This window comes from Streptomyces sp. NRRL F-5126, from assembly GCF_000721265.1.
Taxonomy (GTDB): Bacteria; Actinomycetota; Actinomycetes; order Streptomycetales; family Streptomycetaceae; genus Streptomyces.
In genome coordinates this window covers 106,512-129,350 of record NZ_JOFZ01000005.1, presented here as the reverse complement: position 1 = coordinate 129,350, position 22,839 = coordinate 106,512, and the positions used below count along the sequence as shown (strand labels likewise).

The window sequence follows — 22,839 nt, the reverse complement described above, 5'->3', positions numbered from 1 at the left end:
TCACGCGTAGGGGCTGTCGGCGCCCGCGGCGGCGGGCCTCGGGGTGCGGGCCGGGCAGCAGCCCACCGGGCATACGTCGTGGCTCGGGCCGAGCGCGCCGAGCGCGCACCGCTCGCGCGGTTCGCCGCGCTCGGCCGCCGCCCGTTCGAGTACGAGGTCACGGACCGCGGCCGCGAAGCGCGGGTCGGCGCCGACCGTGGGCGAGCGGCGCACCGGAAGGCCGAGTTCCGCGGCCTTGGCCCTGGCCTCGGTGTCGAGGTCGTAGAGGACCTCCATGTGGTCGGAGACGAACCCGATGGGCGCCATCACGACCGCGGGCACGCCCTTGCCGTGCAGGGTCTCCAGGTGGTCGCAGATGTCGGGTTCCAGCCACGGGGTGCCCGGGGCGCCGCTGCGCGACTGGTAGACGAGCTCCCACGGGTGGTACTCGCCGGTCGCCTCCCGGACAGCCTCGGCGACCAGACCGGCGACTTCGAGGTGCTGGGCCACGTAGGCGCCGCCGTCGCCGTGCGCGGGCTCGGGGCCCGAGGTGTCGGCGGCGCCGGTCGGGATGGAGTGCGTGGTGAAGGCGATGTGCGCGCCCGCGCGCACGTCCTCGGGCAGGTCGGCCAGCGAGGCGACGACCCCGTCGGCCATGGGCCGCACGAAGCCGGGGTGGTTGAAGTAGTGCCGCAGCTTGTCGACCCTCGGCGGCGTGAGCCCCTCGTCCGTGAGGGTGGCGAGCGCGTCGGCGAGGTTCTCCCGGTACTGGCGGCACCCCGAGTAGGAGGCGTACGCGCTGGTCGCCAGGACGGCGACGCGACGCCGGCCGTCGGCGGTCAGCTGCCTGAGCGTGTCGGTCAGGTACGGCGCCCAGTTCCTGTTGCCCCAGTGGACGGGCAGGTCGACGCCGTGCCCGTCGAAGTCCTCGCGCAGGGCGGCGAGGAGGGCACGGTTCTGCTCGTTGATGGGGCTGACCCCGTCGAACAGGTAGTAGTGGCGCCCGACCTCCTTGAGGCGCTCACGCGGGATGCCGCGGCCGCGCGTCACGTTCTCCAGGAACGGGATGACGTCGTCCGGACCCTCGGGGCCGCCGAAGGACAGCAGGAGGAGGGCGTCGTAGGGGGATGTGGCTGACTCGTCGGGCATGGCCTCGATCCTGCCACCGCGCGGATATTCAGGAGCGACCGGCACAGCCAGGACCGTAGCCTGTACGGACGCCTTTCATCCCTTACGAGTCGTCCCTGACGAGTCATTCCACGAGGACGTGGCCGTGTCGTACCGCGAGATCTTCGCGTCGCCGGGTGCCTGGAAGTTCAGCGCCGCGGGGCTGCTCGGCAGGATGCCGCTGTCCATGACCGGCATCGGCGTCGTGACGATGATCTCGCAGCTGACCGGCCGCTACGGGCTCGCCGGCGCGCTGTCCGCCGTGATGGCGCTCTCGAAGGCGGCGCTCGGGCCCCAGGTGTCACGTCTTGTGGACCGGTACGGGCAGCGCAGGACGCTGCGGCCCGCCACGCTGGTCTCGGTCGCCGCCCTGGCCGGGCTGCTGGTGTGCACGCAGCAGGGCGCCCCCGACTGGACGCTGTTCGTCTTCGCGGCGGCGAGCGGCTGCGTTCCGGGGCTCGGCGCGATGGTGCGTGCCAGGTGGGCGGCGCTGCACCAGAACGTGCCCGGCAGGCTGCACGCGGCGTACGCGTGGGAGTCGATCGTCGACGAGGTCTGCTTCATAGCCGGGCCGATCGTGGCCATCGGCCTGTCCACGTCGTGGTTCCCCGAGGCAGGCCCGCTCGTCTCGGCGGTCTTCCTGCTCGCGGGCGTGGGCTGGCTGACCGCCCAGCGCGCGACGGAGCCGGTGCCGCATCCGCCCGGGGAGCACACCGGCGGCTCGGCGCTGCGCTCCCGGGGGCTCCAGGTGCTGGTGGTGACGTTCGTGGCGACGGGGGCGATCTTCGGCTCCGTCGACGTGGTGACGGTCGCCTACGCCGGCGAGATGGGGCACAAGAGCAGCGCGAGCCTGGTGCTCGCCGTGTACGCCCTCGGCTCCTGCCTCGCGGGGGCGGTTTTCGGCCTGCTGCGTATGCGGGGGCCGGCCGCGCGGCGCTGGCTCGTGGGCGTCGGCGCGATGGCCGTGAGTATGATCCCGCTCCAACTGGCCGGGAGCCTGCCGCTCCTGGCCGCGGCGCTCTTCGTCGCGGGGCTCACGGTGGCACCGACCATGGTGTCCACCGTGGCCCTGGTCGAGGCGCACGTACCGCGCAGCGCGCTGACCGAGGGCATGACCTGGACCAGCACCGGGATCTGTGTCGGCGTCGCGCTCGGCTCGTCGGCCGCGGGATGGGTGGTCGACGCGGCCGGCGCCCGGGCGGGGTACGCGGTGCCCGGCGTGGCGGGGGCGGCCGCGGCCGTGGTGGCGGTCGCCGGCTACCGCCGGCTGTGCAGGCCGGCCACCGTGTCCCGGCGGAAAGGGCGTGAGGCCGATGGAGTCCCGCAGAACCCCCACGAGCACCCCGGCGGCGCGGGGCGGCCCGGGCAGGACGGACGCGAAGGGCAGGACGGGCAGGAGGCCGCGCGCCCCGTGGCGTGATTCCGCCGCCGCCTTGCCGTGGCGCAACTGGGCAGGGAACGTGTCGGCGCGCCCCGCGCGCACCGTCACCCCTGGCGGGCCCGACGAGTTGGCGGACGTCGTGCGCAGGGCGGCGGAGGACGGCCTCAGGGTGAAGGCGGTCGGCACGGGTCACTCGTTCACGGCCGCCGCGGCCACCGACGGCGTGCTGGTGCGACCCGACAGGCTGACCGGCATCCTGGCGCTCGACCGCGCGGCCGGCAGGGTCACGGTCGCGGCGGGCACCCCGCTCAGGCTCCTGAACGCGGCGCTCGCCCGCGCGGGGCTCTCGCTCACGAACATGGGCGACATCACGGCGCAGACGGCGGCGGGCGCGATCTCCACCGGTACGCACGGCACCGGCCGTGCGTCCGCGTCGATCGCCGCGCAGGTCACCGCCCTGCAGCTGGTCACGGCGGACGGCTCGACGCTGCGCTGCTCGGCGCAGGAGAACGCGGACGTGTTCGCCTGCGCGCGCATCGGCCTCGGCGCGCTCGGCGTGCTCACCTCGGTGACTTTCGCCGTGGAGCCGCTCTTCCTGCTGACGGCGCGCGAGGAGCCGATGCCGCTCGATCGGGTGCTGGCCGAGTTCGACGAGCTCGTCGCCGGCAACGAGCACTTCGAGTTCTACTGGTTCCCCCACACGGACAACTGCAACACCAAGCGCAACAACCGCAGCGAGGGCCCCGCCGCGCCGCCCGGCCTGCTGCGCGGCTGGCTGGACGACGAGCTGCTGTCCAACGGGGCGTTCAAGGTCGCGTGTTCCGTGGGCCGCGCGGCGCCGATGGCCATACCCGCGATCGCCCGGGTGTCGAGCCGTGCCCTGTCGGCGCGCACATACACGGATGTCCCCTACAAGGTGTTCACGTCTCCGCGCCGGGTGCGGTTCGTGGAGATGGAGTACGCGCTGCCCAGGGCGGCGGCGCCCGCGGCGCTGCGCGAGGTGAAGCGAATGGTGGACGCGTCGCCGCTGAGGGTGAGCTTCCCCGTGGAGGTGCGCACGGCCCCGGCGGACGACATCGCCCTGTCGACGGCGTCGGGCAGGGACAGCGCGTACATCGCCGTGCACCTGTACAGGGGCACCCCGCACCAGGCGTACTTCGGGGCCGTCGAGAAGATCATGGTGGCGCACGGCGGCAGGCCGCACTGGGGGAAGATCCACTCGCGGGACGCGGAGTACCTGTCCGGCGCCTATCCGCGGTTCGGCGAGTTCACGGCCCTGAGGGACCGTCTCGACCCGGACCGGGTCTTCGCCAACGACTACCTGCGGCGCGTGCTCGGCGAATGACTGCCGGCGCCGGGCGGTGCTTGCCTCAGTCGCCCGCCCCGCTCGGCGCGATGTCCGGTCCCTGCTGCGTGCCGCCACTGCCCGTGGCGGACGTGGACGGGGTGGGCGTGGGCGCGGAGGGTGTCTGCCCGGTGGATCCCTGCTGGGAGCTGCCGGGTGACGGGTCGCCCGACGGGGCCTGCCCGTTCGGGTCGGCCGAGCCCCGGCCGTCGCCGCCGGTGCCCGGCGACGTGGCCGGGTCGGCTCCGCCGCCCGTGCCGGCGGAGCCCTGGCCCGTATCGCCTGAGCCGGTGGAGTCCGAGGGGGTGGTGGCGGGCGTCGACGGCGTCTGCTTGCCGTCGTCCCCTCCCCCGCCGCCGACGACGGACCCGATGGTCGTGCGGGCGTCTCCGGCGAGGTCGTGCCCTGCGGCCAGCTCGTAGCCGGTGATGCAGACCATGGCGACGGCGAAGACGGCGACGGCCGTGAGCACCGGGCGCTTCCAGCCGCGGCGCCGCTTCCCGTGCGTGGTGGCTTCGCCGTAGTCCGCGTCCAGTACGTCCAGGGTGTCGGGCAGCCCGTCGTGGCCTGCTGAGGGGCGGTGCCCGGCCGCCTTGCGGATGGCCAGGGTCCGGTCGTCCACCACGGGGACCTGGCGCGCCCTCGGCCGCACGCCGTCCGCCGCGCCGCGCAGGTGGTGGCCGGTGCGGCGGAACAGGTAGTGGAAGACCGAGCCGCCGCAGGTGGCTATGACGCTGACCACGCCTGCGCCGATGATCGTTCCGTACACGTTGAGCTGCGAGGCCAGGATCGCCGCCGCGATGGCCGCGAGTGCGCTGCCGGCCACCTGCGGCAGGCTCAGGTCGATCCGCTTCTCCCTGGGTTCCGTGCCGTTCGTCCCGCTGTCGTAGCGTTTCGTACCGCTGTCCAGCTTCTGATCCATCCCGGCCCCTGCTTGAACGACTGTCACGGCTTGCACCAGATAGGGACAGATGGGCGAAGCGAGGAGTTCCGATTCGGCGGATTGTGTGAACAGTGCCACCGAGTGGGCGGAGTGAACGCGGCGCGGCGGCGGCGTCACGGCGGACCCGGGCGGCGCGTCCCTCCACCTGGATGGCCCGAATGGAGTACTGTTTGGAGCCCTGGGGCCGGACCTCCTCGCGGTTGTCCGGGACCTTCGGAAGGGGGCCGCACGTGGCACTCGATCCGGCGGGGCCGTTGCACCGCACGGGCGCCTGCTGCACAGAGTGACCAGGTACGTCACTCTGCGTCGCAAACAGGTAACCGTGCCATAACGGCGATCCAGGGCTACTGCCCGACACGCCGGGCAACACGGCAAGGTTGTGGCAGGCTGCACCCGGGCAGGCCACACTCGACCAGCGGAAGCAGCGACGCACGTGACGTCGGCAGGCACCACCCGGGAGGTTCCCATGCCCGAACTGCGTGTCGTGGCCGTCTCCAACGACGGCACACGACTGGTGCTCAAGGCTGCCGACAGCACGGAATACACCCTTCCCATCGACGAGCGGCTGCGCGCCGCCGTCCGCAACGACCGTGCGCGCCTGGGCCAGATCGAGATCGAGGTGGAGAGCCATCTCCGCCCCCGTGACATCCAGGCGCGTATACGAGCGGGTGCCTCGGCCGAAGAGGTGGCGCAGCTCGCGGGCATCCCCGTGGACCGGGTGCGCCGCTTCGAGGGGCCGGTGCTCGCGGAGCGCGCCTTCATGGCCGAGCGCGCACGGAAGACCGCGGTGCGGCGCCCCGGCGAGAACGCGGGCCCCCAGCTGGGCGAGGCCGTGCAGGAGCGGCTGCTGCTGCGCGGTGCCGAGAAGGACACCGTTCAGTGGGACTCGTGGCGGCGCGACGACGGCACCTGGGAGGTGCTGCTCGTCTACCGCGTCGCGGGCGAACCGCACTCGGCGAGCTGGACGTACGACCCGCCGCGCCGACTCGTCCAGGCCGTGGACGACGAGGCGCGCGCGCTGATCGGCGACACGGACGACACGGTCGCGGCCCAGGAGCCGAGCTTCCCCTTCGTGCCGCGCATCGCCCGGCTGCCGCGGGAGCGCCCGGACCGCTCGCTGGAGCGAGCGCTCGATCGCGCTCCCGAGCGTCCCGCGGTCACGTCCGAGGAGCCGGACGCGGACGGCGCCGAGGCGCGCGACCCCCGTGAGCGCGAGCGCGACTCGCTCACCAGCCTGCTGGAGGCCGTGCCGAGCTTCCGCGGCGATCTGGTGGTCCCGGACAGGACGGCCCCGGCCGAGCCGGTGTCGCCCGAGCCCGTGGAGGAGCCGGAGGCCGAGGAGACGGTGGCTCCCGCCGCCTCCGCCGGGTCCGCGTACGCGGACGTGCTGATGCCGCGGTCCGTGTCGGGACACCGCGACAGGCTGACGGGCACGACGGACCGTCAGGCCGAGGCCGACGGGGTACGGCCCGGCCGGCGCGCGGCGGTGCCGAGCTGGGACGAGATCGTCTTCGGCACGCGCCGCAAGAAGAAGGAGTAGGACCGGGCAGGGATCCGCGGAAGGGCCCGTCGGTGCGCAGGCACCGGCGGGCCCTTCCCATGTGCGCGGGCCTTTGCACTCCCCCGAGTGGGTTAATATTCCAGTAGGAATATTTCACTTGGATCGAGGAAACGCAGCCATCTCCCCGCTCACCCCACTCGCTGTCGCCTGTCTCGCGGTGCTGGTCGAACGGCCGATGCATCCGTACGAGATGTTCTCCCTGCTCAAGGAGCGGCACGAGGACCACATCGTCAAGGTCAGGCCCGGCTCGCTCTACCACACGGTCGAGCGGCTGGCCCGGGACGGCCTGGCCGTCTCGTGCGGCACCGCCAAGGAGGGCAACCGGCCGGAGCGTACGACGTACGAGATCACCCGGGCCGGCAGGGCCGTGCTGTCCGAGCAGGTCAGCGCGATGCTCGACTCGCCCGTCAACGAGTACCCGAGGTTCCCGCTGGCGCTCGGCGAGTCGCACAACCTCCCGCGCGGCCAGGTCGTAGGGCACCTCACGCACCGGGCCGAGCGGCTGACCGAGATGGTCGACGAGGCCGACCGCGTGCTGGCCGGGCTCCGCACGAGCGACGTGCCGGAGGCGTACTGGTTCGTCGCCGATTACCTGCGGACCATCCAGGCCGCCGAACGGGACTGGCTGCGCGCCCTCATCATCCGACTGCAGAACGAGGAGCTTCCGTGGCCGTATCGGACGACCGACCAGTGAGCCCGTGGCCGGCGCTGTGGGCGCTGGTGGTGGGCTTCTTCATGATCCTTGTCGACCAGACGATCGTCTCCGTCGCCACCCCCGCCCTGATGAAGGGGCTTTCGGCGGACGTGAGCAACGTGGTCTGGGTGACCAGCGCCTACCTGCTCGCCTTCGCCGTACCGCTGCTGCTGACCGGTCGGCTCGGTGACAGGTTCGGGCCGAAGAACATCTATCTGGCCGGTCTCGTGCTCTTCACCGGCGCGTCCATGTGGTGCGGGCTCAGCCACACCATTTCCGGGCTGATCATCGCAAGGGTGGTGCAGGGCCTCGGCGCGTCCATGATGACGCCGCAGACCATGGCCGTCATCACGCGCACCTTCCCCGCCCACCAGCGCGGCCGGGCCATGAGCCTGTGGGGAGCCGTCGCGGGGATCGCGACGCTCGTGGGGCCGATCGTGGGCGGCGTCCTGGTCGACTCGCTGGGCTGGGCGTGGATCTTCTTCATCAACGTGCCGGTCGGGGTCGTGGCGTTCGTCCTGGCGGTCCGCCTGGTACCGAAGCTGCCGACGCACACGCACCGCTTCGACCTGGCCGGCGTGGCGCTCAGCGGCCTCGGCATGTTCCTGATCGTGTTCGGCATCCAGGAGGGCCAGACCTACCACTGGGGCACCATCTCGGGCCCGATCACCGTATGGCGGCTGATCATCGCCGGTGTCGTGGTGATGGCCGCCTTCGTGTTCTGGCAGTCCCGCAACAGGGGCGAGCCGCTGGTGCCGCTCGGCCTGTTCAAGGACCGCAACTTCAGCCTCGCGAACATCGCCATCACCACCGTCGGGTTCTCCATCACCGCCATGTCGTTCCCGCTCATGCTGTGGGCGCAGGTCGTGCGGGGCTTCTCCCCGACGCGCGCGGCGCTGCTGCTGGTTCCGATGGCCGTGCTCTCCGGCGTCCTGGCGCCCTGGTCGGGACGCCTCACCGACCGGGTGCACCCGCGGCTGCTCGCCGGCATCGGCATGACGGCGTTCCCCGTGTCGCTTCTCTGGCTCAGCCGCGTCATGTCTCCGTCCGTGCCCATCTGGCAGTTCCTGCTGCCGGTCGCGCTGCTGGGCATCGCCAACGCGTTCATGTGGTCGCCCATCGGCACCACCGCCAACCGCAATCTGCCCATCCACCAGGCAGGCGCGGGCGCGGGCGTCTACAACACGACGCGGCAGGTCGGCGCCGTGCTGGGCAGCGCGAGCATCGCCGCCCTGATGCAGGCACAGCTCGTCTCGCACCTGGGCAAGGCCGCCGGCGGCTCCGCCGAGTCCTTCGCCGGCGCGTCCGGCAAGCTCCCGGCCGCCCTGGGTTCCGGGTTCAGCACGGCCATGGGCAACTCCCTGCTGCTGCCCGCGGCCGTGCTGGTGATCGGGCTGATCGCGGTGGTCTGCTTCGCCGTTCCGCGCCATATGAGCCAGACGCACGTCAAGGAGGAGGAACCCGCCCCCGCGAGCAGGTGACGCGCCTGCTCGGGCGGCGGGCCGGGCGCCCGCTTCCGGGCGCGCCTCCTCCGGGCGCGGCCTAAGCGCCGCGCTCCACCGGGCGCTCCTCGTCACGTGACCACTCCGACCAGGAGCCCGCGTACAGCGCGGCGGGGACGCCCGCGAGTTCCAGCGCCAGCACCTCGTGCGCCGCGGAGACGCCCGAGCCGCAGTAGACGCCCACCCCGGACGCGCGCCCCGCGCCCAGTGCCTCGAACCTCGCGGCCAGTTCGGCGGCGGTCCTGAAGGCACCGTCCTCGGTCACGTTGTCCGTCGTGGGCGCCGAGACCGCGCCGGGGATGTGCCCGCCGACCCGGTCGACGGGCTCCACGTCGCCCCGGTAGCGCTCCGCCGCGCGTGCGTCGAGCAGCAGGCCCTCGCGGGCGAGCGCGGCGGCGCCGTCCGCGTCGAGCAGGCCGATCGCGCCGGGCACGGGCAGGAAGTCGCCCTCGGCCGCTTCCTCGACGCCGGTGGAGAGCGGGCCGGGCCACGCGGCGAGGCCGCCGTCCAGGACACGCACATCTTCGTGGCCCGTCCAGCGCAGCAGCCACCACGCGCGCGCCGCGGCCCAGCCCTGCCCGCCGTCGTACGTGACGACCGGGGTGCCGGCGCGCACCCCGGCGCGGCGCATCGCGGCACCGAACTCGGCGGTGTCGGGCAGCGGGTGGCGGCCGCGCTCCCCCGGCGGGGCCGCGAGTTCGCGGTCGAGGTCGACGAAGACCGCGCCCGGAATGTGGCCCGCCGCGTACTGCGAGCGCCCGTCGAAGGGCGGCGCGCCGGCCGCCGCGGCCGTGCTCAGCTGCCAGCGGACGTCGAGCAGAACGGGCGGACGCTCCCCCGCCAGGGCCTGCCCGAGTTCCCGCGCGGTGATGATGGCTGTCATGCGGCCATCATCACCCACGCGCGGTGGTCAGGCGGACCGCAGCGGCCGCAGTGCGGCCTCCTGGCGCACGAGCTCGTCGAACATCGACTTGGCCGAGCCCTCGAGCATCTCGTTCGGCGTGAACACCGCCTCGTCGTCGAGGAACTGCTGGACGAAGGGTATGGACACCGCTTCGAAGACCGGGGTCATCTTGAGCGTCGTGACGACCTGCTTGATCATCTGCGCGGCGCGGGTGCCCGCCGCCACACCGCCGTAGCTCGCCAGGCCGACCGGCTTGTAGCGCCACTCCCTGTGCAGGAAGTCGATCGCGTTCTTCAACTCGGCGTTGTAGCCGTAGTTGTACTCCGGCATGACGAACACGAACGCGTCGCAGGCGTCGATCCGGGCACTCCAGTCACGCGTGTGCTGGTGCGTGTACTGTCCGAGCCTCGGGTGGCTCGGCTCGTCCATGAACGGCAGGCCGACCTCGGCCAGGTCGATCAGGTCGACCTCGTCGAAACCGCCGTGCCCGCGGGCCTCCTTGTCGAGCCACTGGGCGACGGGCAGGCCGACCCTCCCGGGGCGAGTGCTCGCGATGATGATCCCCAGCTTCGGCATGCGTGCTCCTTCGATACGTACGGGCTCCGTACGCGTAACGCTCCGGCGGCCACTTTGATTTCGCGATCAACGATCGTACGTGTCCGGCGCGGTACGCCGGGCGCCGCCCCGCCACCGGGCGTCCGGTGCGGCGCGCAGCCCGCTCCGCGTCCCGCGGACGCCTCATCCCGACCGGCGAATGCGCAGGTCACCGGGTGGGACGTCCCGTCCTGCGGCCAAGGGTCCTGACGCACTGGCCGGTTGTACCCGGCCGGCGGCAACGTGGTGCGGGCAAGCCCGGCGACACGTTCGGCAGCGCGTCCCGGGATCAGCCGAGCACAGGAGGTCCTCATGCGACTTCGTCTCGCCACCGCGTCCGTCCTCGCCGCGTGTGCCATGGCCGGCGGCCTGGCCACCTCAGCGCAGGCCATGGCGTCCGCCGACGCGCACTCCGCGTCGGCGGCCGCCCGCCCCGCGTGCCCCTACCCCTACGTCTGCTTCTACAACGGCAACACGATGACCGGGAGGTTCAAGGACACCGGTTACTGGCAGACACTCGGTGCCAGCCGCAGCGCGAAGGGCGCGATGAACACCCGCCACGACGACGTGGCCTATGTGCGGTTCTCGAACCACAAGACGATCTGCATGAAGCCGCGTGAGGGCTGGGCCTTCAACGGCGCCAAGCCCACGCAGGTCTACATCAGCACCAGGAGCGTCTGCCCCTCCTGAGGTGCCCTCGGCTCCGGCGGGCGACCCGCCGGAGCCGTCGCCCGGCACCTTTCAGTGCGAGGCGATGGGCAGGACGTCCGGCGAGAGCGCGCCTGCGCGGGCCGAAGCGCTCGTCATGCGCCGGCGGTGGTGGCGCCGGCACAGCACCTCGTAGCCGACCTCCGCGGCAGGGCCGTGCACATCGCCGACGACGACCTGCTCGCCTTCCACCACCATCTCGCCACCCACCGTGCGGGCGTTGTGCGTGGCACGAGCCCCGCACCAGCACATCGCCTCCACCTGGAGCGCCTCTATCCGGTCCGCGAGCTCGATCAGCCGCTGCGAGCCGGGAAAGAGCCGGGTGCGGAAGTCGGTGGTGATACCGAACGCGAAGACGTCGATCTCCAGGTCGTCCACGACGCGTGCCAGCTGGTCGATCTGGCCGGGCAGCAGGAACTGCGCCTCGTCCACGACGGCGTAGTCGGCCCGGCCGCCCTTCGTGATCACGTCGACGACGTGCCCGTACAGGTCGAGCTCCGCGACCGCCTCCACCGCGTCGGCCACCAGGCCGAGCCTGGAGGAGATCTTGCCCTGCCCGGCCCGGTCGTCACGCGCGAAGACCACGCCCTGCAAGCCGCGGGCGGAGCGGTTGTGCACGATCTGGAGAGCCAGCGTGCTCTTGCCGCAGTCCATCGTTCCGCAGAAGAACACCAGCTCAGGCATGACGGGACGGAACCCTTTCGATCGGGTGCGGGTACGTGGGTGCGGGTACGTGGGTGCGGATAGGTGCGTGCGTGCGTGTGCGGCGCTAGGAGCGTACTTCGATGAGGGGTACGAGCTGTTCCACGGGGGTCATCGAGCCGTGCATGCCGACCATCACCGACTCGCGCGGCTCGGCCACGGACGCCGTGACCACCACGTCGTCGCGCGCGGCCGCGACCACGTCGCCGATCCGCCCGTGCGTGCGGGCCTCCACCGCGCCGGGCGGGCCGAACCAGCCGGCGGCGACGGCCTCGTCGCGGCTCGCCACCCAGAACTGCTCGCCCAGCACGTCCTGCCAGACGGCCAGGACGTCGGCCGCGGCGCCCGGCACCGCGTAGACGTGGCGCGCCCTGCCCTCGCCGCCGAGGAGGGCGACCCCCGCGCGCAGCGCCCAGTCCTCGTCGAAGTCGATGCGGGACTCCTCGTCGAACGGGATGTCGATCATGCCGTGGTCAGCGGTGACGTACAGCGCGCAGCGCGGCGGGAGTTGCTCGGCGAGGCGCTGCGCCAGGCGGTCGGCGTACATCAGCTGGCCGCGCCACGCGTCGGAGTCGACGCCGAAGCGGTGGCCGTTGCCGTCGACCTCGCTGTAGTACGTGTAGACCAGCGACCTGTCACCCGCGGCGAGTTGCTCGGCGGCGAGGTCCATCCTGTCCTCGCCGCCCAGCCTGCCGTGGAACGTGCCACCGCTCAGGGCGACCCGGGTCAGGGGCGTGTCGGCGAACGCCGGGGACGACACCTGCGCGGTGTGCACGCCGGCCTCGTGCGCCAGCCGGAAGACCGTGGCGTGCGGCTGCCACGCGTGCGGGTCCGTCCAGGGCTTCCAGCGCAGCTGGTTCATCAGCGCGCCCGTGGCCGGGTCGCGCACCGTGTACCCGAGCAGGCCGTGGTCGGCGGGCACGGTCCCGGTGCCGACGGAGGCGAGGGAGGTGGCGGTCGTGGCGGGGAAGCCCGCCGTGATGGGGCGGCCCGTGCCGCCTCTGGAGGAACCCAGCAGGGAGGCGAGGAACGGCGCCTCGTCGGCGTGCGCCCTGATCTGCTCCCAGCCGAGGCCGTCGATCAGGAAGACGCAGTTGCGGTCGGCCGGGGCGAGTTCGGGTATGGCGGCGGCGAAGCCGGGCACGCCCTGGCCCGCCGCGAGGGTGGGCAGCAGGTCGGCGAGCGAACCCTTGCCGTACTCGGGGACGGGGGCGCGGGCCGGGTCGAGGCGGCCCCCGTCCAGGCGGCCCTCGTCGAGGCGCGGGGGCGCGGCCCCGTACCAGTCGGCGCCGTCGGTCATGCGCGGCCGGCCGACGGTGTCGCCGTGGCCTCCGAGAGCGCCTGCGCGAAGCTGAGGGTCTCGCGGACGGCGTCGATCCCGTCGCCCGCCTCGCTGACCCTGAGGCTGAGGTCGTCGGCGGTGGAGTTGCCCGTGTAGCCGTGGTCGGCCTCGCAGTCGGGGTCACCGCAGGCTGCGGGCTCCAGGTCGATGCGGGAGACGGCGCCCCAGCCGATCGTGAGGACGACCTCGCGGGGCAGGGCGCCGGGAGTGTACGACTCGGGGTTGGCGACGACGCGGCTGACCACGACGGACGAGATCCGGTCACGCTTGACGGACTCGGTCGACGTCGTGGCGTACGGCGTGGGCGAGCCGGAGTCGGCGGCCTGCTCGTCGGTGTGGCTGACGATGAAGCGGTGCTCGGTCAGGACGAGGACGGTGACGTGGCGGCGGACCTCGTTGGCGTCGAACGTGGTCTCCTGGTGCACCAGGAACGACGCGATCCGCTCACCGCCGACGGCGGCCTCCACCGCCTCGGCCACGAGCGCGGGGTAGTAGCCGCTGCGCTCGATCGCCGTACGCAGGCCCTGGGTCGTGATGCCGCTCTTCGCCATGGGGCCCATCCTACGGGGGCCGGACGGGCGGCCGGGCACCCGCGCGGCGGCCGGGATCGGCGCGGCTCGCCCGGACCGGAGCGGGGGCCGGATCAGTAGTTGGGCAGCCGCCTCGGGCCGAGGTCGTCGAGTGCGGGCGGCGGCGCGAGGCGCACCTGCGCGTCGAGGACGGACAGGCCGCGCGTGGCCACCACGACCGGCTCGAGGGAGAGCGCGACGATCTCGGGGTGGTCGTCCACCAGCCGTGACACGCGCAGCAGCAGCTCCGCGAGCGCATCGGTGTCCGCCGGGTCCGCGCCGCGCCAGCCGAACAGGAGCGGCGCGGCCCTGATGGAGCGGATCAGCCCGGCGACGTCACGGTCGGTCGCGGGGACGAGGCGGTGGCCCAGGTCGCCGAGCAGCTCGGACGGTGCGCCGGCGAGGCCGAAGGAGAGCACGGCTCCCGCGGCGGGGTCGATCGCGGCCCTGACGACGGTGTCGACGCCGCGCGGCGCCATCGTCTGCACGACGGGGCGCAGTTCGGCGGGCCCGCCGAGCGCGCCGGTCAGCTCCCGGTAGGCGGCGCGCAGCTGCGCCTCGTCGCCGAGGCCGAGCCGTACGCCGCCGAGGTCGGCGCGGTGGCGCAGGTGCGGCGCGGTGGTCTTGAGCGCCACGGGGTAGCCGAGTTCGTGCGCCGCCTCTGCCGCCTCGTCGGCGCCGGGGGCGGGGCGGGTGGCCCGCACGTGGATGCCGTAGTGGCCCAGGAGCGCGCGGCACTCGCCGTCGGTCAGGGCGACGCCGTGCGGCTTGGCCGCCCGGCCGAGCGCACGCTCGACGAGGGCGCCCGCGGCCGCCTCGTCGATGTCCTCGTAGGCGGGAACGCGCCCGGCCTCCGCGGCCTCGCGCCGCCACCGCCCGTACTCCACGGCCACGGCAAGCGCGCGCACGGCGCGCTCGGCGGCGGGGTAGGCGGGGATCCGCGCACGCGAAGCGTGCGCGGCCTCCCGCCGGCCTTGGGCCCCTCCGGGCCCCCCGTCGCCGCCCACGGGTGCACCGCCGCCAGGGGCCGGGCCGCCCGCCCGAGGTGCGCGGCCGGGCCCGGCCGGTGCGCCGCTGTCCCCTGCGGCGCCCGGCTCCGACCGGTCGGCGTCACCGTGCCCGCCAGGTTCCGGCCCGCCGGGACGCGGTTCGCCTCGGCCGTGGCCCGCAGGCACCGCCCTGCTGCCCGCCGGCGTCGAGGGTCCGGCGGATGCGGCGCCGGACCCGGCAGCGACCGGAGCGCTGGGGCCGTGCGCGCCGGCGCCGCTGTCGGCATCCCGCCCTGCGGTACCGCCGCCCACGTCGGGTGCCGCACCGCCACTCGCTCCGGCCGCCGCGCCGGGGCCCGCAGGCCGGGGGGCGCCACGCTCCCGCACGCCGGCTTCGGCAGCGGCCGGGCCACTCGCCCGGCCGGTGTGGACGCCGCGGTCCGGCACTCCGGAGTGCGGATCGCCGCGGCCGCCGCCTGCGGGCACGGACCTGCCGCCCGGGGCGGACGAATCGGCGGGCGGGCGCGGGGCCGTGCCTGCCGCCGCGGACAGGGCCTTGGCCAGGCCGCCGATCTCGACGTACACCACGGCGACCGGCTTCGCCGGGGACGCGGCCGCCGCGGCCCGCAGCGCCGACGCCAGGGCGTCGCCCGCCGCGCGGGTGTCCGCGGCGACGCCCGGGATCGCCGTGACCACCACCGCGTCGCAGCCGGGGTCGTGCAGCGCCTGTTCGAGCGCCGTGCGGAAGTCGTCCGCCGTGGCCGACGTCGTCAGATCGCGCGGCGGCAGCGGACGCAGCCCCTCCGTGAGGCACGCGTCGTACGTCAGCAGGCCGAGCGACTCGGAGTTGCCGAGAATCGCGACGCGCGGGCCCGCGGGCAGCGGCTGGCCGGCGAGCAGGATGCCCGCGTCGACGAGTTCCGTGACCGTGCCCGCCCGTACCACGCCCGCCTGGCGCAGCAGCGCCGAGACCGTCGCGTCGGGGACGCGGATCGCGGGGACCGCGTGCCCCTGCGGCATGGTCCCGCTGTGGCGCGCGCCCTTGACCACCACGACCGGCTTCTGAGCGGCCGTGCGCCGCGCCAGGCGCGTGAACTTCCGCGGGTTGCCGATGGATTCGAGGTACATGAGCACGACGTCCGTGTCCGGGTCCTCGTAGCAGTACTGCAGGAAGTCGTTGCCCGAAACGTCCGCCCTGTTGCCCGCCGAGATGAACGACGACAGGCCCGTGCCCCGCCGGTGCAGTCCGGCGAGGAGGGCGATCCCGATCGCCCCCGACTGGGTGAACAGGCCGACGCGCCCCTGCGCGGGCGGCTCCGGCGCGAGGGAGGCGTTCAGGCGGACGGCGTCAGCCGTGTTGACGATCCCGAACGCGTTGGGCCCGATGACGCGCATCCCGTACGTGCGCGCCCTGCGTACGAGTTCCCGCTGGCGCGCCCTGCCCTCGGGGCCGCTCTCCGCGTACCCGGCCGACACCACCACGAGCCCCTGCACGCCGTGCTCGCCGCAGTCCTCCACCACCTCGGGCACGCGCTCCGCCGGTACGGCGACGACGGCGAGGTCCACGGGACGCGGCAGTTCCCCGACGGAACGCGCGGCCGGCGCCCCGTCGATCTCCGTGACGCCGGGCGCGAACGCCGCGTTCACCGCGTACAGGCGCCCGGCGAAGCCTCCGGCGACGAGGTTGCGCAGCAGGCTGCGCCCGACCCCGCCCTCCTCGCGCCCCACGCCGACGACGGCGACGGACCCGGGCGCGAGCAGCCGCTGCACCGAGCGCGCCTCCGCGCGCTGCTCGCGGCCGCGCTGGACGGCCAGGGACTGCTCGGTGGGTTCGAGGTCGAGCGTCAGGCGCACGGCGCCGTCCTCGAAGCTGCGCCGCTGCGTGAACCCGGCGTCCGTGAACACCTTGATCATCTTGCGGTTGTTGGGCAGCACCTCTGCCGCGAACCGCCCGATGCCCCGCTCGCGCGCGACGGCCGCGATGTGTTCGAGCAGCGCGGACGCCACCCCTCTGCCCTGGTGCGCGTCCTGGACGAGGAACGCGACCTCGGCCTCGTCGGCCGACGCTCCCGACGCGGCGCGCCCGTCGGGGCCGATGCGGTCGTAGCGCACGGTCGCGATGATCTCGCCGCCCGCCGTCATCGCGAGTCCCACCCGGTCGACGTAGTCGTGGTGGGTGAAGCGGTGCACGTCGCGGTCGGAAAGCCGGGGGTAGGGCGCGAAGAAGCGGTAGTACTTGGACTCGTCCGAGACCTGTTCGTAGAAGCTGACGAGCCGGCCCGCGTCCCCGGGCGTCATGGGCCGGATCCGCGCGGTGCCGCCGTCGCGCAGGACCACGTCTGCTTCCCAGTGCGCCGGGTAGGCGTCGGAGGGTTTCTCCATGGCGAAAGCCTACGGCGGGCCGTCCCCTGAGGCCCCGCCGACGCGTGAGAGACTGGTCTAGACAACCTGCGTCAGATTTGAAGGGCAACACCATGGCTGAGCGCCGTGTCAACGTCGGTTGGGCCGAGGGCTTGCACGCCCGCCCCGCCTCCATCTTCGTCCGCGCCGCGACGGCTTCCGGCGTGCCCGTGACCATCGCCAAGGGGGGCGGCTCGCCCGTCAACGCCGCGTCGATGCTGGCTGTGCTCGGCCTGGGGGCCCAGGGCGGCGAGGAGATCCTGCTCGCCTCCGACGCGGACGGCGCCGAGATCGCGCTCGACCGCCTGGCGAAGCTGGTCGCCGAGGGCCTCGACGAGCTGCCCGAGACCGTCTGACGCTCCGGCGCGCGGGCGCGCGCCCGGGAGGACACCGGCCCCGCGCCGGGCACACATGCGTGCCCGGCGCGGGGCCGTTCGCGTGCCAGGGACCCGTACGCGTTCACGCGCGCGTCGCGGTTTTCGCCTCGCACTCGCGCGCCGGGACTGCCGTGGGCGCGCGTGGCGCCGGCGGTGACGTGGGCCACGGTCCGCGCGTGCGACCGGGACGGTGCAGGCCGGGGCCGTGCGCGGCCGGGAGCCCGGGCGCGCACGGCCCGCCCGTCAGCCGCCGGCGACAGCGACAGGGCCGATGCCCAGGGCCTCGACCGGCTCCTTGATCCGCGAGGCGTCCCCGACGAGCACCGTGACCAGGCGGTCGACCGGGAAGGCCGCGACGGCCGCGGCCGTCGCCTCGACGGTGCCGGTCTCGGCGAGGCGCGCGTACAGCCTGGCCTGGAAGTCGTCCGGCAGGTGCTGCTCGACCTGGTCGGCGAGCGTGCCCGCGACGGACGCGGCCGTCTCGTACTTGAGCGGCGCGACACCCACGAGGTTCTGCACGGCCACGTCGCGCTCCGCGTCCGTCAGCCCCTCGGCGGCGAGCGTGCGCAGCACCTTCCACAGGTCGTCGAGGGCGGGCCCGGTCGACTCGGTGTCGACGGATCCGCTGATCGCGAGCAGCGAGGCGCCCGTGCCGTCCGCGGAGGAGCGCAGCACCTGCCCGAAGGCCCGCACCCCGTACGTGTAGCCCTTCTCCTCGCGCAGGACGCGGTCGAGGCGCGAGGTGAGCGTGCCGCCGAGGCAGTAGGTGCCGAGCACCTGCGCCGGCCACACGCGGTCGTGCCGGTCCGGGCCGACGCGGCCGATCAGGAGCTGCGTCTGCACGGCGCCCGGCCGGTCCACGATCACCACGCGGCCCGCGTCGTCCGCCGTGACGGCGGGCACGGGGCGCGGGGTGCCCGCGTCGCCCGTCCAGGCGCCGAGGGTCTCGGCGAGCACCTGGTCCACGTCGATGCCCGCGAGGTCGCCGACGACGACCACGGTGGCCGTGGCGGGACGCACGTGCGCCTCGTAGAAGGCGCGTACGCCCGCGGCGTCGATGCGCGCGACGGTCTCCTCGGTGCCCTGGCGGGGCCGGGACATGCGCAGCGACGCGGGGAAGAGCTCCCTGGAGAGCTGCTTGGCCGCGCGCCTGCCCGGGTTGGCCGTCTCGTGCGGGATCTCGTCGAGCCGGTTGCGTACGAGCCGCTCGACCTCGCTCAGGGCGAAGGCGGGTGCCCGCAGCGCGTCGGCGACCAGGCCGAGCGCCTTGGGCAGGCGCCTGACCGGCACCTCCAGCGACACCCTGACGCCCGGGTGGTCCGCGTGGGCGTCGAGCGTGGCGCCGCAGCGCTCCAGCTCGGCGGCGAACTCCTCGGCGCTCAGCTTGTCGGTGCCCTCGGACAGGGCGCGCGCCATGATCGTGGCGACGCCGTCAAGGCCCTCCGGCTCGGCGTCGAGGGGCGCGTCGAGGCACACCTCGACGGCGACGACCTGCTGGCCCGGGCGGTCGCAGCGCAGCACGGTCAGGCCGTTGGGCAGCGCGCCGCGCTCGGGCGCGGGAAACGCCCACGGTTTGGCCCGGCCGGCGTTCGGCCGCGGGTGGAGGTCCATGGTCACGGTGGCCTCGGTCACTTGGCCGCACCTTCCTGCTCGTCGCTCTGCCCGGCCGCGCCTGCCGCGCCCTCGGCGTCTTCCTCGGCCGGCAGCGGCTCGTACACCAGGACGGCCCTGTTGTCGGGGCGCAGGCGGGCCGCGGCGACGGCCTTGACCTCGTCGGCGGTGATGTCGAGTACGCGCTGCACGGCGGTCAGCGCCAGCTGCGGGTCGCCGAACAGGACGGCGTACCTGCACAGCTCGTCGGCGCGGTCGGCGACGGTGCCGAGCCGGTCCAGCCACTCGCGCTCGAGCTGCGCCTGCGCGCGCTCCATCTCCTCGGCCGTCGGGCCCTCCTCGGCGAGGCGGGCGAGTTCCTCGTCGACGGCGGCCTCGATCTTCGGGATCTCCACCCCCGCCGACGTCTTGACGTCAAGCCAGCCCAGCGACGGCGCGCCGGCCAGGCGCAGCAGGCCGAACCCGGCGGCGACGGCCGTCCTGTCCCTGCGCACCAGGCGGTTGTGCAGCCGGGACGACTCGCCGGCGCCCAGCACGGTCAGCGCGAGGTCGGCCGCGTCGCACTCGCGCGTGCCGTCGTGCGGCAGCCGGTATGCGGCCATCAGCGCGCGGGCGGGGACCTCCTCCTGGATCTCCTCGCGCAGCTCCTCGCCGATGACGTCCGGCAGGGACCCGTCGCGCGGCGGCTGCTTGCCGTCGTGGGACGGGATGGAGCCGAAGTACTTCTCGACCCAGGCGAGCGTCTGCTCGGGGTCGATGTCCCCGACGATCGCGAGTACCGCGTTGTTCGGCGCGTAGTTCGTGCGGAAGAAGGCGCGCGCGTCCTCCAGGGTCGCCGCGTCCAGGTCCGCCATCGAGCCGATGGGCGTGTGGTGGTACGGGTGGCCCTCCGGGTAGGCGAGCGCGGTGAGGCGTTCGAACGCGGTGCCGTAGGGGACGTTGTCGTAGCGCTGGCGGCGCTCGTTCTTGACGACGTCGCGCTGGTTCTCCATCGACTCCTCGTCGAGGGCGGTCAGCAGCGAGCCCATCCGGTCGGCCTCAAGCCACAGCGCGAGTTCGAGCTGGTGGGCCGGCATCGTCTCGAAGTAGTTGGTGCGCTCGAAGCTCGTGGTGCCGTTGAGGGAGCCGCCCGCGCCCTGCACGAGCTCGAAGTGGCCGTTGCCCTTCACCTGCGACGAGCCCTGGAACATGAGGTGCTCGAAGAGGTGGGCGAGTCCTGTACGGCCCTTGACTTCGTGGCGGGAACCGACGTCGTACCACAGGCAGACCGCGGCGACCGGGGTCAGGTGGTCCTCGGAGAGCACCACGCGCAGACCGTTGTCCAGGCGGTGCTCGGTAGCTGTCAGGCCGCCTGAACCGGCCTGCTCGGTGGCCGTGTGACCCATGGGCATGTACGTCCCTTCGCTCGCGACTGACGCTGTCGGTGCCAGCCTGCCACTGTATGCAAGCGAGCCGGCGGGCGCCCGGGTTCCCGCGGTGTCCGCGCCCCTTCCGCCGCGCTCTCCACGGGTCGATTCCTGAGTTGTCGGTGGGGCGGTCCACAATGGTCCCCGTCAGCAGCAGAAGTTGTCGTACAGGAACTGTGAAGGAGCCGCAGCAGCGATGGCCCGCCGCAGCACGAAGACCGCGCCGCCCGAGGACTTCGAGGAGCGGATCCTCGACATCGACGTGATCGATGAAATGCAGGGCTCCTTCCTCGAGTACGCGTACTCGGTGATCTACTCCCGCGCCCTGCCCGACGCGCGCGACGGCATGAAGCCGGTGCACCGCCGCATCGTGTACCAGATGAACGAGATGAACCTCAGGCCCGACCGCGGGTACGTCAAGTGCGCGCGTGTCGTCGGCGAGGTGATGGGCAAGCTGCACCCGCACGGTGACGCGTCGATCTACGACGCGCTGGTGCGCATGGCGCAGCCCTTCTCGATGCGCCTGCCGCTGGTCGACGGGCACGGCAACTTCGGCTCGCTCGGCAACGACGACCCGCCGGCGGCGATGCGGTACACCGAGTGCCGCATGGCCGACGCGACGTCCCTGATGACGGAGTCGATCGACGAGGACACCGTCGACTTCGAGCCCAACTACGACGGCCAGGAGCGCGAGCCGGTCACCCTGCCGGCGGCCTACCCGAACCTGCTGGTCAACGGGGCGTCCGGGATCGCCGTCGGCATGGCGACGAACATGCCGCCGCACAATCTGGTCGAGGTCGTGCAGGCCGCGCGCCACCTCATCAAGCACCCGGGCGCCGACCTGGAGACGCTGATGCGGTTCGTGCCGGGCCCCGACCTGCCGACGGGCGGCCGGATCGTGGGCCTGTCCGGCGTGCAGGACGCGTACGCGACGGGCCGCGGCACGTTCAAGATCAGGGCGACGGTCTCGGTGGAGGACGTGACGCCGCGCCGCAAGGGCCTCGTCGTCACGGAGCTGCCGTTCGCCGTCGGCCCCGAGAAGGTGATCTCGAAGATCAAGGACCTCGTCTCCTCGAAGAAGCTCCAGGGCATCGCGGACGTCAAGGACCTCACGGGCCGCGAGCACGGGCTGCGTCTCGTGATCGAGGTCAAGAACGGCTTCGTGCCCGAGGCGCTGCTCGAACAGCTCTACCGGCTCACGCCGATGGAGGAGTCCTTCGGCATCAACAACGTCGCGCTGGTCGACGGGCAGCCGCTCACGCTGGGCCTCAAGGAACTGCTCGAGGTCTACCTCGACCACCGGTTCTCGGTGGTGCGCAGGCGCAGCGAGTTCCGCCGCACGAAGCGGCGCGACCGGCTGCACCTGGTCGAGGGGCTGCTGGTGGCGCTCCTCGACATCGACGAGGTCATCCGGCTGATCAGGTCGAGCGACAACTCCGCCCAGGCGAAGCAGCGCCTGATGGAGCACTTCTCGCTGTCCGACGCGCAGACCCAGTACATCCTCGACACGCCGCTGCGGCGGCTGACCCGCTTCGACCGGATCGAGCTGGAGGGCGAGCGCGACAAGCTCACGGCGGAGATCGCGGAGCTGACCCGCATCCTGGACTCGGACACGGAGCTGCGTAAGGTCGTCTCCGCCGAACTGGCCTCCGTCGCCAAGAAGTTCGGCACGCCGCGGCGCACGCTGCTGATCGAGGGCGGCTCAGCGGTTGCGGCGGTGCCTGTGCCGCTCCAGGTGGCGGACGACCCGTGCCGCGTGCTGCTGTCGTCGACGGGGCTGCTCGCCCGTACGGCGACGGGCGAGGCGCTGCCCGCGGCGGACGGCAAGCGCGTCAAGCACGACGTGATCGCCTCGGCGGTGCCCGCCACGGCGCGCGGGGACGTGGGCGCGGTGACGTCCGCGGGACGGCTGCTGCGGGTCTCCGTGATCGACCTGCCGCAACTCCCGGAGACCCCGGCCGCGCCGAACCTGTCGGGCGGCGCGCCGGTCGCCGAGTTCCTCGCCCTGGAGGCGGACGAGACGGTGATCTGCCTGACGACGCTCGACGAGTCGTCCCCGGGGCTCGCCCTCGGCACGCTGCACGGGGTGGTGAAGCGCGTGGTGCCCGACTACCCGGCCAACAAGGACGAGTTGGAGGTCATCTCCCTCAAGGACGGCGACCGGGTCGTGGGCGGCGGCGAACTGCGCACGGGCGAGGAGGACCTCGTCTTCATCTCGACGGACGCGCAGCTGCTGCGGTACCAGGCGGCTCAGGTGCGCCCGCAGGGGCGCGCGGCGGGCGGCATGGCCGGCATCAAGCTGGCCGAGGGCGCCGAGGTGCTCTCGTTCACGGCGGTGGATCCCTCACAGGACGGCGTCGTGTTCACGGTGGCCGGCTCGCACGGCACGCTGGACGACTCGGCCCGCACGGCGAAGCTGACGCCGTTCGACCAGTACCCGCGCAAGGGGCGTGCGACCGGTGGCGTGCGCTGCCAGCGCTTCCTGAAGGGCGAGGACGTGCTGGTGTTCGCCTGGGCGGGCGCGGGCCCGGCGCGTGCGGCGAAGGCCAACGGCTCCGCGGCGGCGCTCCCCGAACCGGACCCGCGCCGCGACGGCTCGGGCACGCCGCTGACCCACGAGATCGCGGCGCTGGCGGGCCCGGCGCTCTGACGCGGGCTTCCCTGA

The 22,839-nt window shown here is 73.5% G+C and carries 18 protein-coding genes; 8 read left to right on the top strand and 10 right to left on the bottom strand.

The features are described 5' to 3' along the window. Complete coding sequence (locus tag IH48_RS0111755) at positions 1-1,128, bottom strand: ferrochelatase (RefSeq protein WP_030902684.1); 1,128 nt, start codon at positions 1,126-1,128, stop codon at positions 1-3. Between the two features lie 118 nt (positions 1,129-1,246). Between IH48_RS0111755 and IH48_RS0111750 the strand changes: the two genes are divergently transcribed. Then, positions 1,247-2,566 carry an MFS transporter gene (locus tag IH48_RS0111750; protein ID WP_030902683.1) on the top strand — a complete coding sequence of 440 codons (1,320 nt, stop codon included), beginning with the start codon at positions 1,247-1,249 and terminating at the stop codon, positions 2,564-2,566. Continuing rightward, a complete protein-coding gene (locus IH48_RS0111745) occupies positions 2,460-3,872 on the top strand; it encodes a D-arabinono-1,4-lactone oxidase (protein WP_078849646.1) in 1,413 nt (470 codons plus the stop codon). The genes IH48_RS0111750 and IH48_RS0111745 overlap by 107 nt, the downstream gene beginning before the upstream one ends. A 25-nt stretch (positions 3,873-3,897) precedes the next feature. Here the strand turns inward: IH48_RS0111745 and IH48_RS0111740 are convergent, their stop codons facing one another. Then, positions 3,898-4,794, bottom strand: a complete 897-nt coding sequence (locus IH48_RS0111740) for a hypothetical protein (protein ID WP_037841710.1) — start codon at positions 4,792-4,794, stop codon at positions 3,898-3,900. A 454-nt stretch (positions 4,795-5,248) separates the two neighbouring features. Here IH48_RS0111740 and sepH point away from each other — a divergent pair, with 454 nt between their 5' ends. The 3 genes from sepH to IH48_RS0111725 all read left to right on the top strand — a co-directional run bounded on the left by sepH (position 5,249) and on the right by IH48_RS0111725 (position 8,551). Then, on the top strand, positions 5,249-6,355 hold the full coding sequence (gene sepH, locus IH48_RS0111735; RefSeq protein ID WP_078849645.1) for a septation protein SepH: 1,107 nt from the start codon (positions 5,249-5,251) through the stop codon (positions 6,353-6,355). A 118-nt stretch (positions 6,356-6,473) separates the two neighbouring features. Next, entirely contained in the window at positions 6,474-7,070 is a 597-nt protein-coding gene (locus tag IH48_RS0111730) for a PadR family transcriptional regulator (RefSeq protein ID WP_199809936.1), read from the top strand. Continuing rightward, positions 7,043-8,551, top strand: a complete 1,509-nt coding sequence (locus IH48_RS0111725) for a DHA2 family efflux MFS transporter permease subunit (protein WP_030902674.1) — start codon at positions 7,043-7,045, stop codon at positions 8,549-8,551. Before IH48_RS0111730 ends, IH48_RS0111725 begins: the two co-directional genes overlap by 28 nt. A 61-nt stretch (positions 8,552-8,612) precedes the next feature. Here IH48_RS0111725 and IH48_RS0111720 read toward each other — a convergent pair whose 3' ends face one another. Then, positions 8,613-9,455 (bottom strand): sulfurtransferase, encoded by an 843-nt coding sequence (locus IH48_RS0111720; protein WP_030902673.1) that lies wholly within the window; start codon positions 9,453-9,455, stop codon positions 8,613-8,615. Between the two features lie 27 nt (positions 9,456-9,482). After that, the gene (locus tag IH48_RS0111715) at positions 9,483-10,052 is read right to left on the bottom strand and encodes an NADPH-dependent FMN reductase (RefSeq protein ID WP_030902671.1); all 570 of its coding nucleotides are present in this window, start codon (positions 10,050-10,052) and stop codon (positions 9,483-9,485) included. 330 nt (positions 10,053-10,382) lie between these two features. Between IH48_RS0111715 and IH48_RS0111710 the strand changes: the two genes are divergently transcribed. Further along, a complete protein-coding gene (locus IH48_RS0111710) occupies positions 10,383-10,760 on the top strand; it encodes a hypothetical protein (RefSeq protein ID WP_030902668.1) in 378 nt (125 codons plus the stop codon). 51 nt (positions 10,761-10,811) lie between these two features. Here the strand turns inward: IH48_RS0111710 and IH48_RS0111705 are convergent, their stop codons facing one another. The 4 genes from IH48_RS0111705 to IH48_RS0111690 all read right to left on the bottom strand — a co-directional run bounded on the left by IH48_RS0111705 (position 10,812) and on the right by IH48_RS0111690 (position 16,762). Beyond that, positions 10,812-11,462 carry a thymidine kinase gene (locus IH48_RS0111705; RefSeq protein ID WP_030902666.1) on the bottom strand — a complete coding sequence of 217 codons (651 nt, stop codon included), beginning with the start codon at positions 11,460-11,462 and terminating at the stop codon, positions 10,812-10,814. Between the two features lie 85 nt (positions 11,463-11,547). Next, positions 11,548-12,780, bottom strand: coding sequence for an alkaline phosphatase family protein (locus IH48_RS0111700; RefSeq protein ID WP_078849644.1), 1,233 nt, complete (start codon positions 12,778-12,780; stop codon positions 11,548-11,550). Continuing rightward, entirely contained in the window at positions 12,777-13,373 is a 597-nt protein-coding gene (locus IH48_RS0111695; protein WP_030902662.1) for a DUF5998 family protein, read from the bottom strand. Before IH48_RS0111695 ends, IH48_RS0111700 begins: the two co-directional genes overlap by 4 nt. Positions 13,374-13,465: 92 nt before the next feature. After that, positions 13,466-16,762, bottom strand: coding sequence for a bifunctional GNAT family N-acetyltransferase/acetate--CoA ligase family protein (locus IH48_RS0111690; RefSeq protein ID WP_030902660.1), 3,297 nt, complete (start codon positions 16,760-16,762; stop codon positions 13,466-13,468). Between the two features lie 92 nt (positions 16,763-16,854). On the opposite strand from IH48_RS0111690, the gene IH48_RS0111685 reads away from it, so the two are divergent. Next, on the top strand, positions 16,855-17,136 hold the full coding sequence (locus IH48_RS0111685) for an HPr family phosphocarrier protein (RefSeq protein WP_030902659.1): 282 nt from the start codon (positions 16,855-16,857) through the stop codon (positions 17,134-17,136). Positions 17,137-17,400: 264 nt separating this feature from the next. Here the strand turns inward: IH48_RS0111685 and IH48_RS0111680 are convergent, their stop codons facing one another. Continuing rightward, positions 17,401-18,768 carry a M16 family metallopeptidase gene (locus IH48_RS0111680; protein WP_199809942.1) on the bottom strand — a complete coding sequence of 456 codons (1,368 nt, stop codon included), beginning with the start codon at positions 18,766-18,768 and terminating at the stop codon, positions 17,401-17,403. A 17-nt stretch (positions 18,769-18,785) separates the two neighbouring features. Beyond that, entirely contained in the window at positions 18,786-20,159 is a 1,374-nt protein-coding gene (locus IH48_RS0111675) for a M16 family metallopeptidase (RefSeq protein ID WP_078849643.1), read from the bottom strand. 211 nt (positions 20,160-20,370) lie between these two features. Between IH48_RS0111675 and IH48_RS0111670 the strand changes: the two genes are divergently transcribed. Beyond that, on the top strand, positions 20,371-22,824 hold the full coding sequence (locus IH48_RS0111670; protein ID WP_030902656.1) for a DNA gyrase/topoisomerase IV subunit A: 2,454 nt from the start codon (positions 20,371-20,373) through the stop codon (positions 22,822-22,824). Positions 22,825-22,839 lie beyond the last annotated feature (15 nt).

Bases quoted from the DNA above. Each gene is read 5' to 3' on its own strand.
- IH48_RS0111720 (WP_030902673.1), bottom strand. From the start codon at position 9,455: ATGACAGCCATCATCACCGCGCGGGAACTCGGGCAGGCCCTGGCGGGG.
- IH48_RS0111705 (WP_030902666.1), bottom strand. From the start codon at position 11,462: ATGCCTGAGCTGGTGTTCTTCTGCGGAACGATGGACTGCGGCAAGAGC.
- IH48_RS0111745 (WP_078849646.1), top strand. From the start codon at position 2,460: ATGGAGTCCCGCAGAACCCCCACGAGCACCCCGGCGGCGCGGGGCGGC.
- IH48_RS0111755 (WP_030902684.1), bottom strand. From the start codon at position 1,128: ATGCCCGACGAGTCAGCCACATCCCCCTACGACGCCCTCCTCCTGCTG.
- IH48_RS0111710 (WP_030902668.1), top strand. From the start codon at position 10,383: ATGCGACTTCGTCTCGCCACCGCGTCCGTCCTCGCCGCGTGTGCCATG.
- IH48_RS0111675 (WP_078849643.1), bottom strand. From the start codon at position 20,159: ATGCCCATGGGTCACACGGCCACCGAGCAGGCCGGTTCAGGCGGCCTG.
- IH48_RS0111670 (WP_030902656.1), top strand. From the start codon at position 20,371: ATGGCCCGCCGCAGCACGAAGACCGCGCCGCCCGAGGACTTCGAGGAG.
- IH48_RS0111740 (WP_037841710.1), bottom strand. From the start codon at position 4,794: ATGGATCAGAAGCTGGACAGCGGTACGAAACGCTACGACAGCGGGACG.
- IH48_RS0111700 (WP_078849644.1), bottom strand. From the start codon at position 12,780: ATGACCGACGGCGCCGACTGGTACGGGGCCGCGCCCCCGCGCCTCGAC.
- IH48_RS0111695 (WP_030902662.1), bottom strand. From the start codon at position 13,373: ATGGCGAAGAGCGGCATCACGACCCAGGGCCTGCGTACGGCGATCGAG.
- IH48_RS0111690 (WP_030902660.1), bottom strand. From the start codon at position 16,762: ATGGAGAAACCCTCCGACGCCTACCCGGCGCACTGGGAAGCAGACGTG.
- IH48_RS0111680 (WP_199809942.1), bottom strand. From the start codon at position 18,768: ATGGACCTCCACCCGCGGCCGAACGCCGGCCGGGCCAAACCGTGGGCG.
- IH48_RS0111715 (WP_030902671.1), bottom strand. From the start codon at position 10,052: ATGCCGAAGCTGGGGATCATCATCGCGAGCACTCGCCCCGGGAGGGTC.
- IH48_RS0111685 (WP_030902659.1), top strand. From the start codon at position 16,855: ATGGCTGAGCGCCGTGTCAACGTCGGTTGGGCCGAGGGCTTGCACGCC.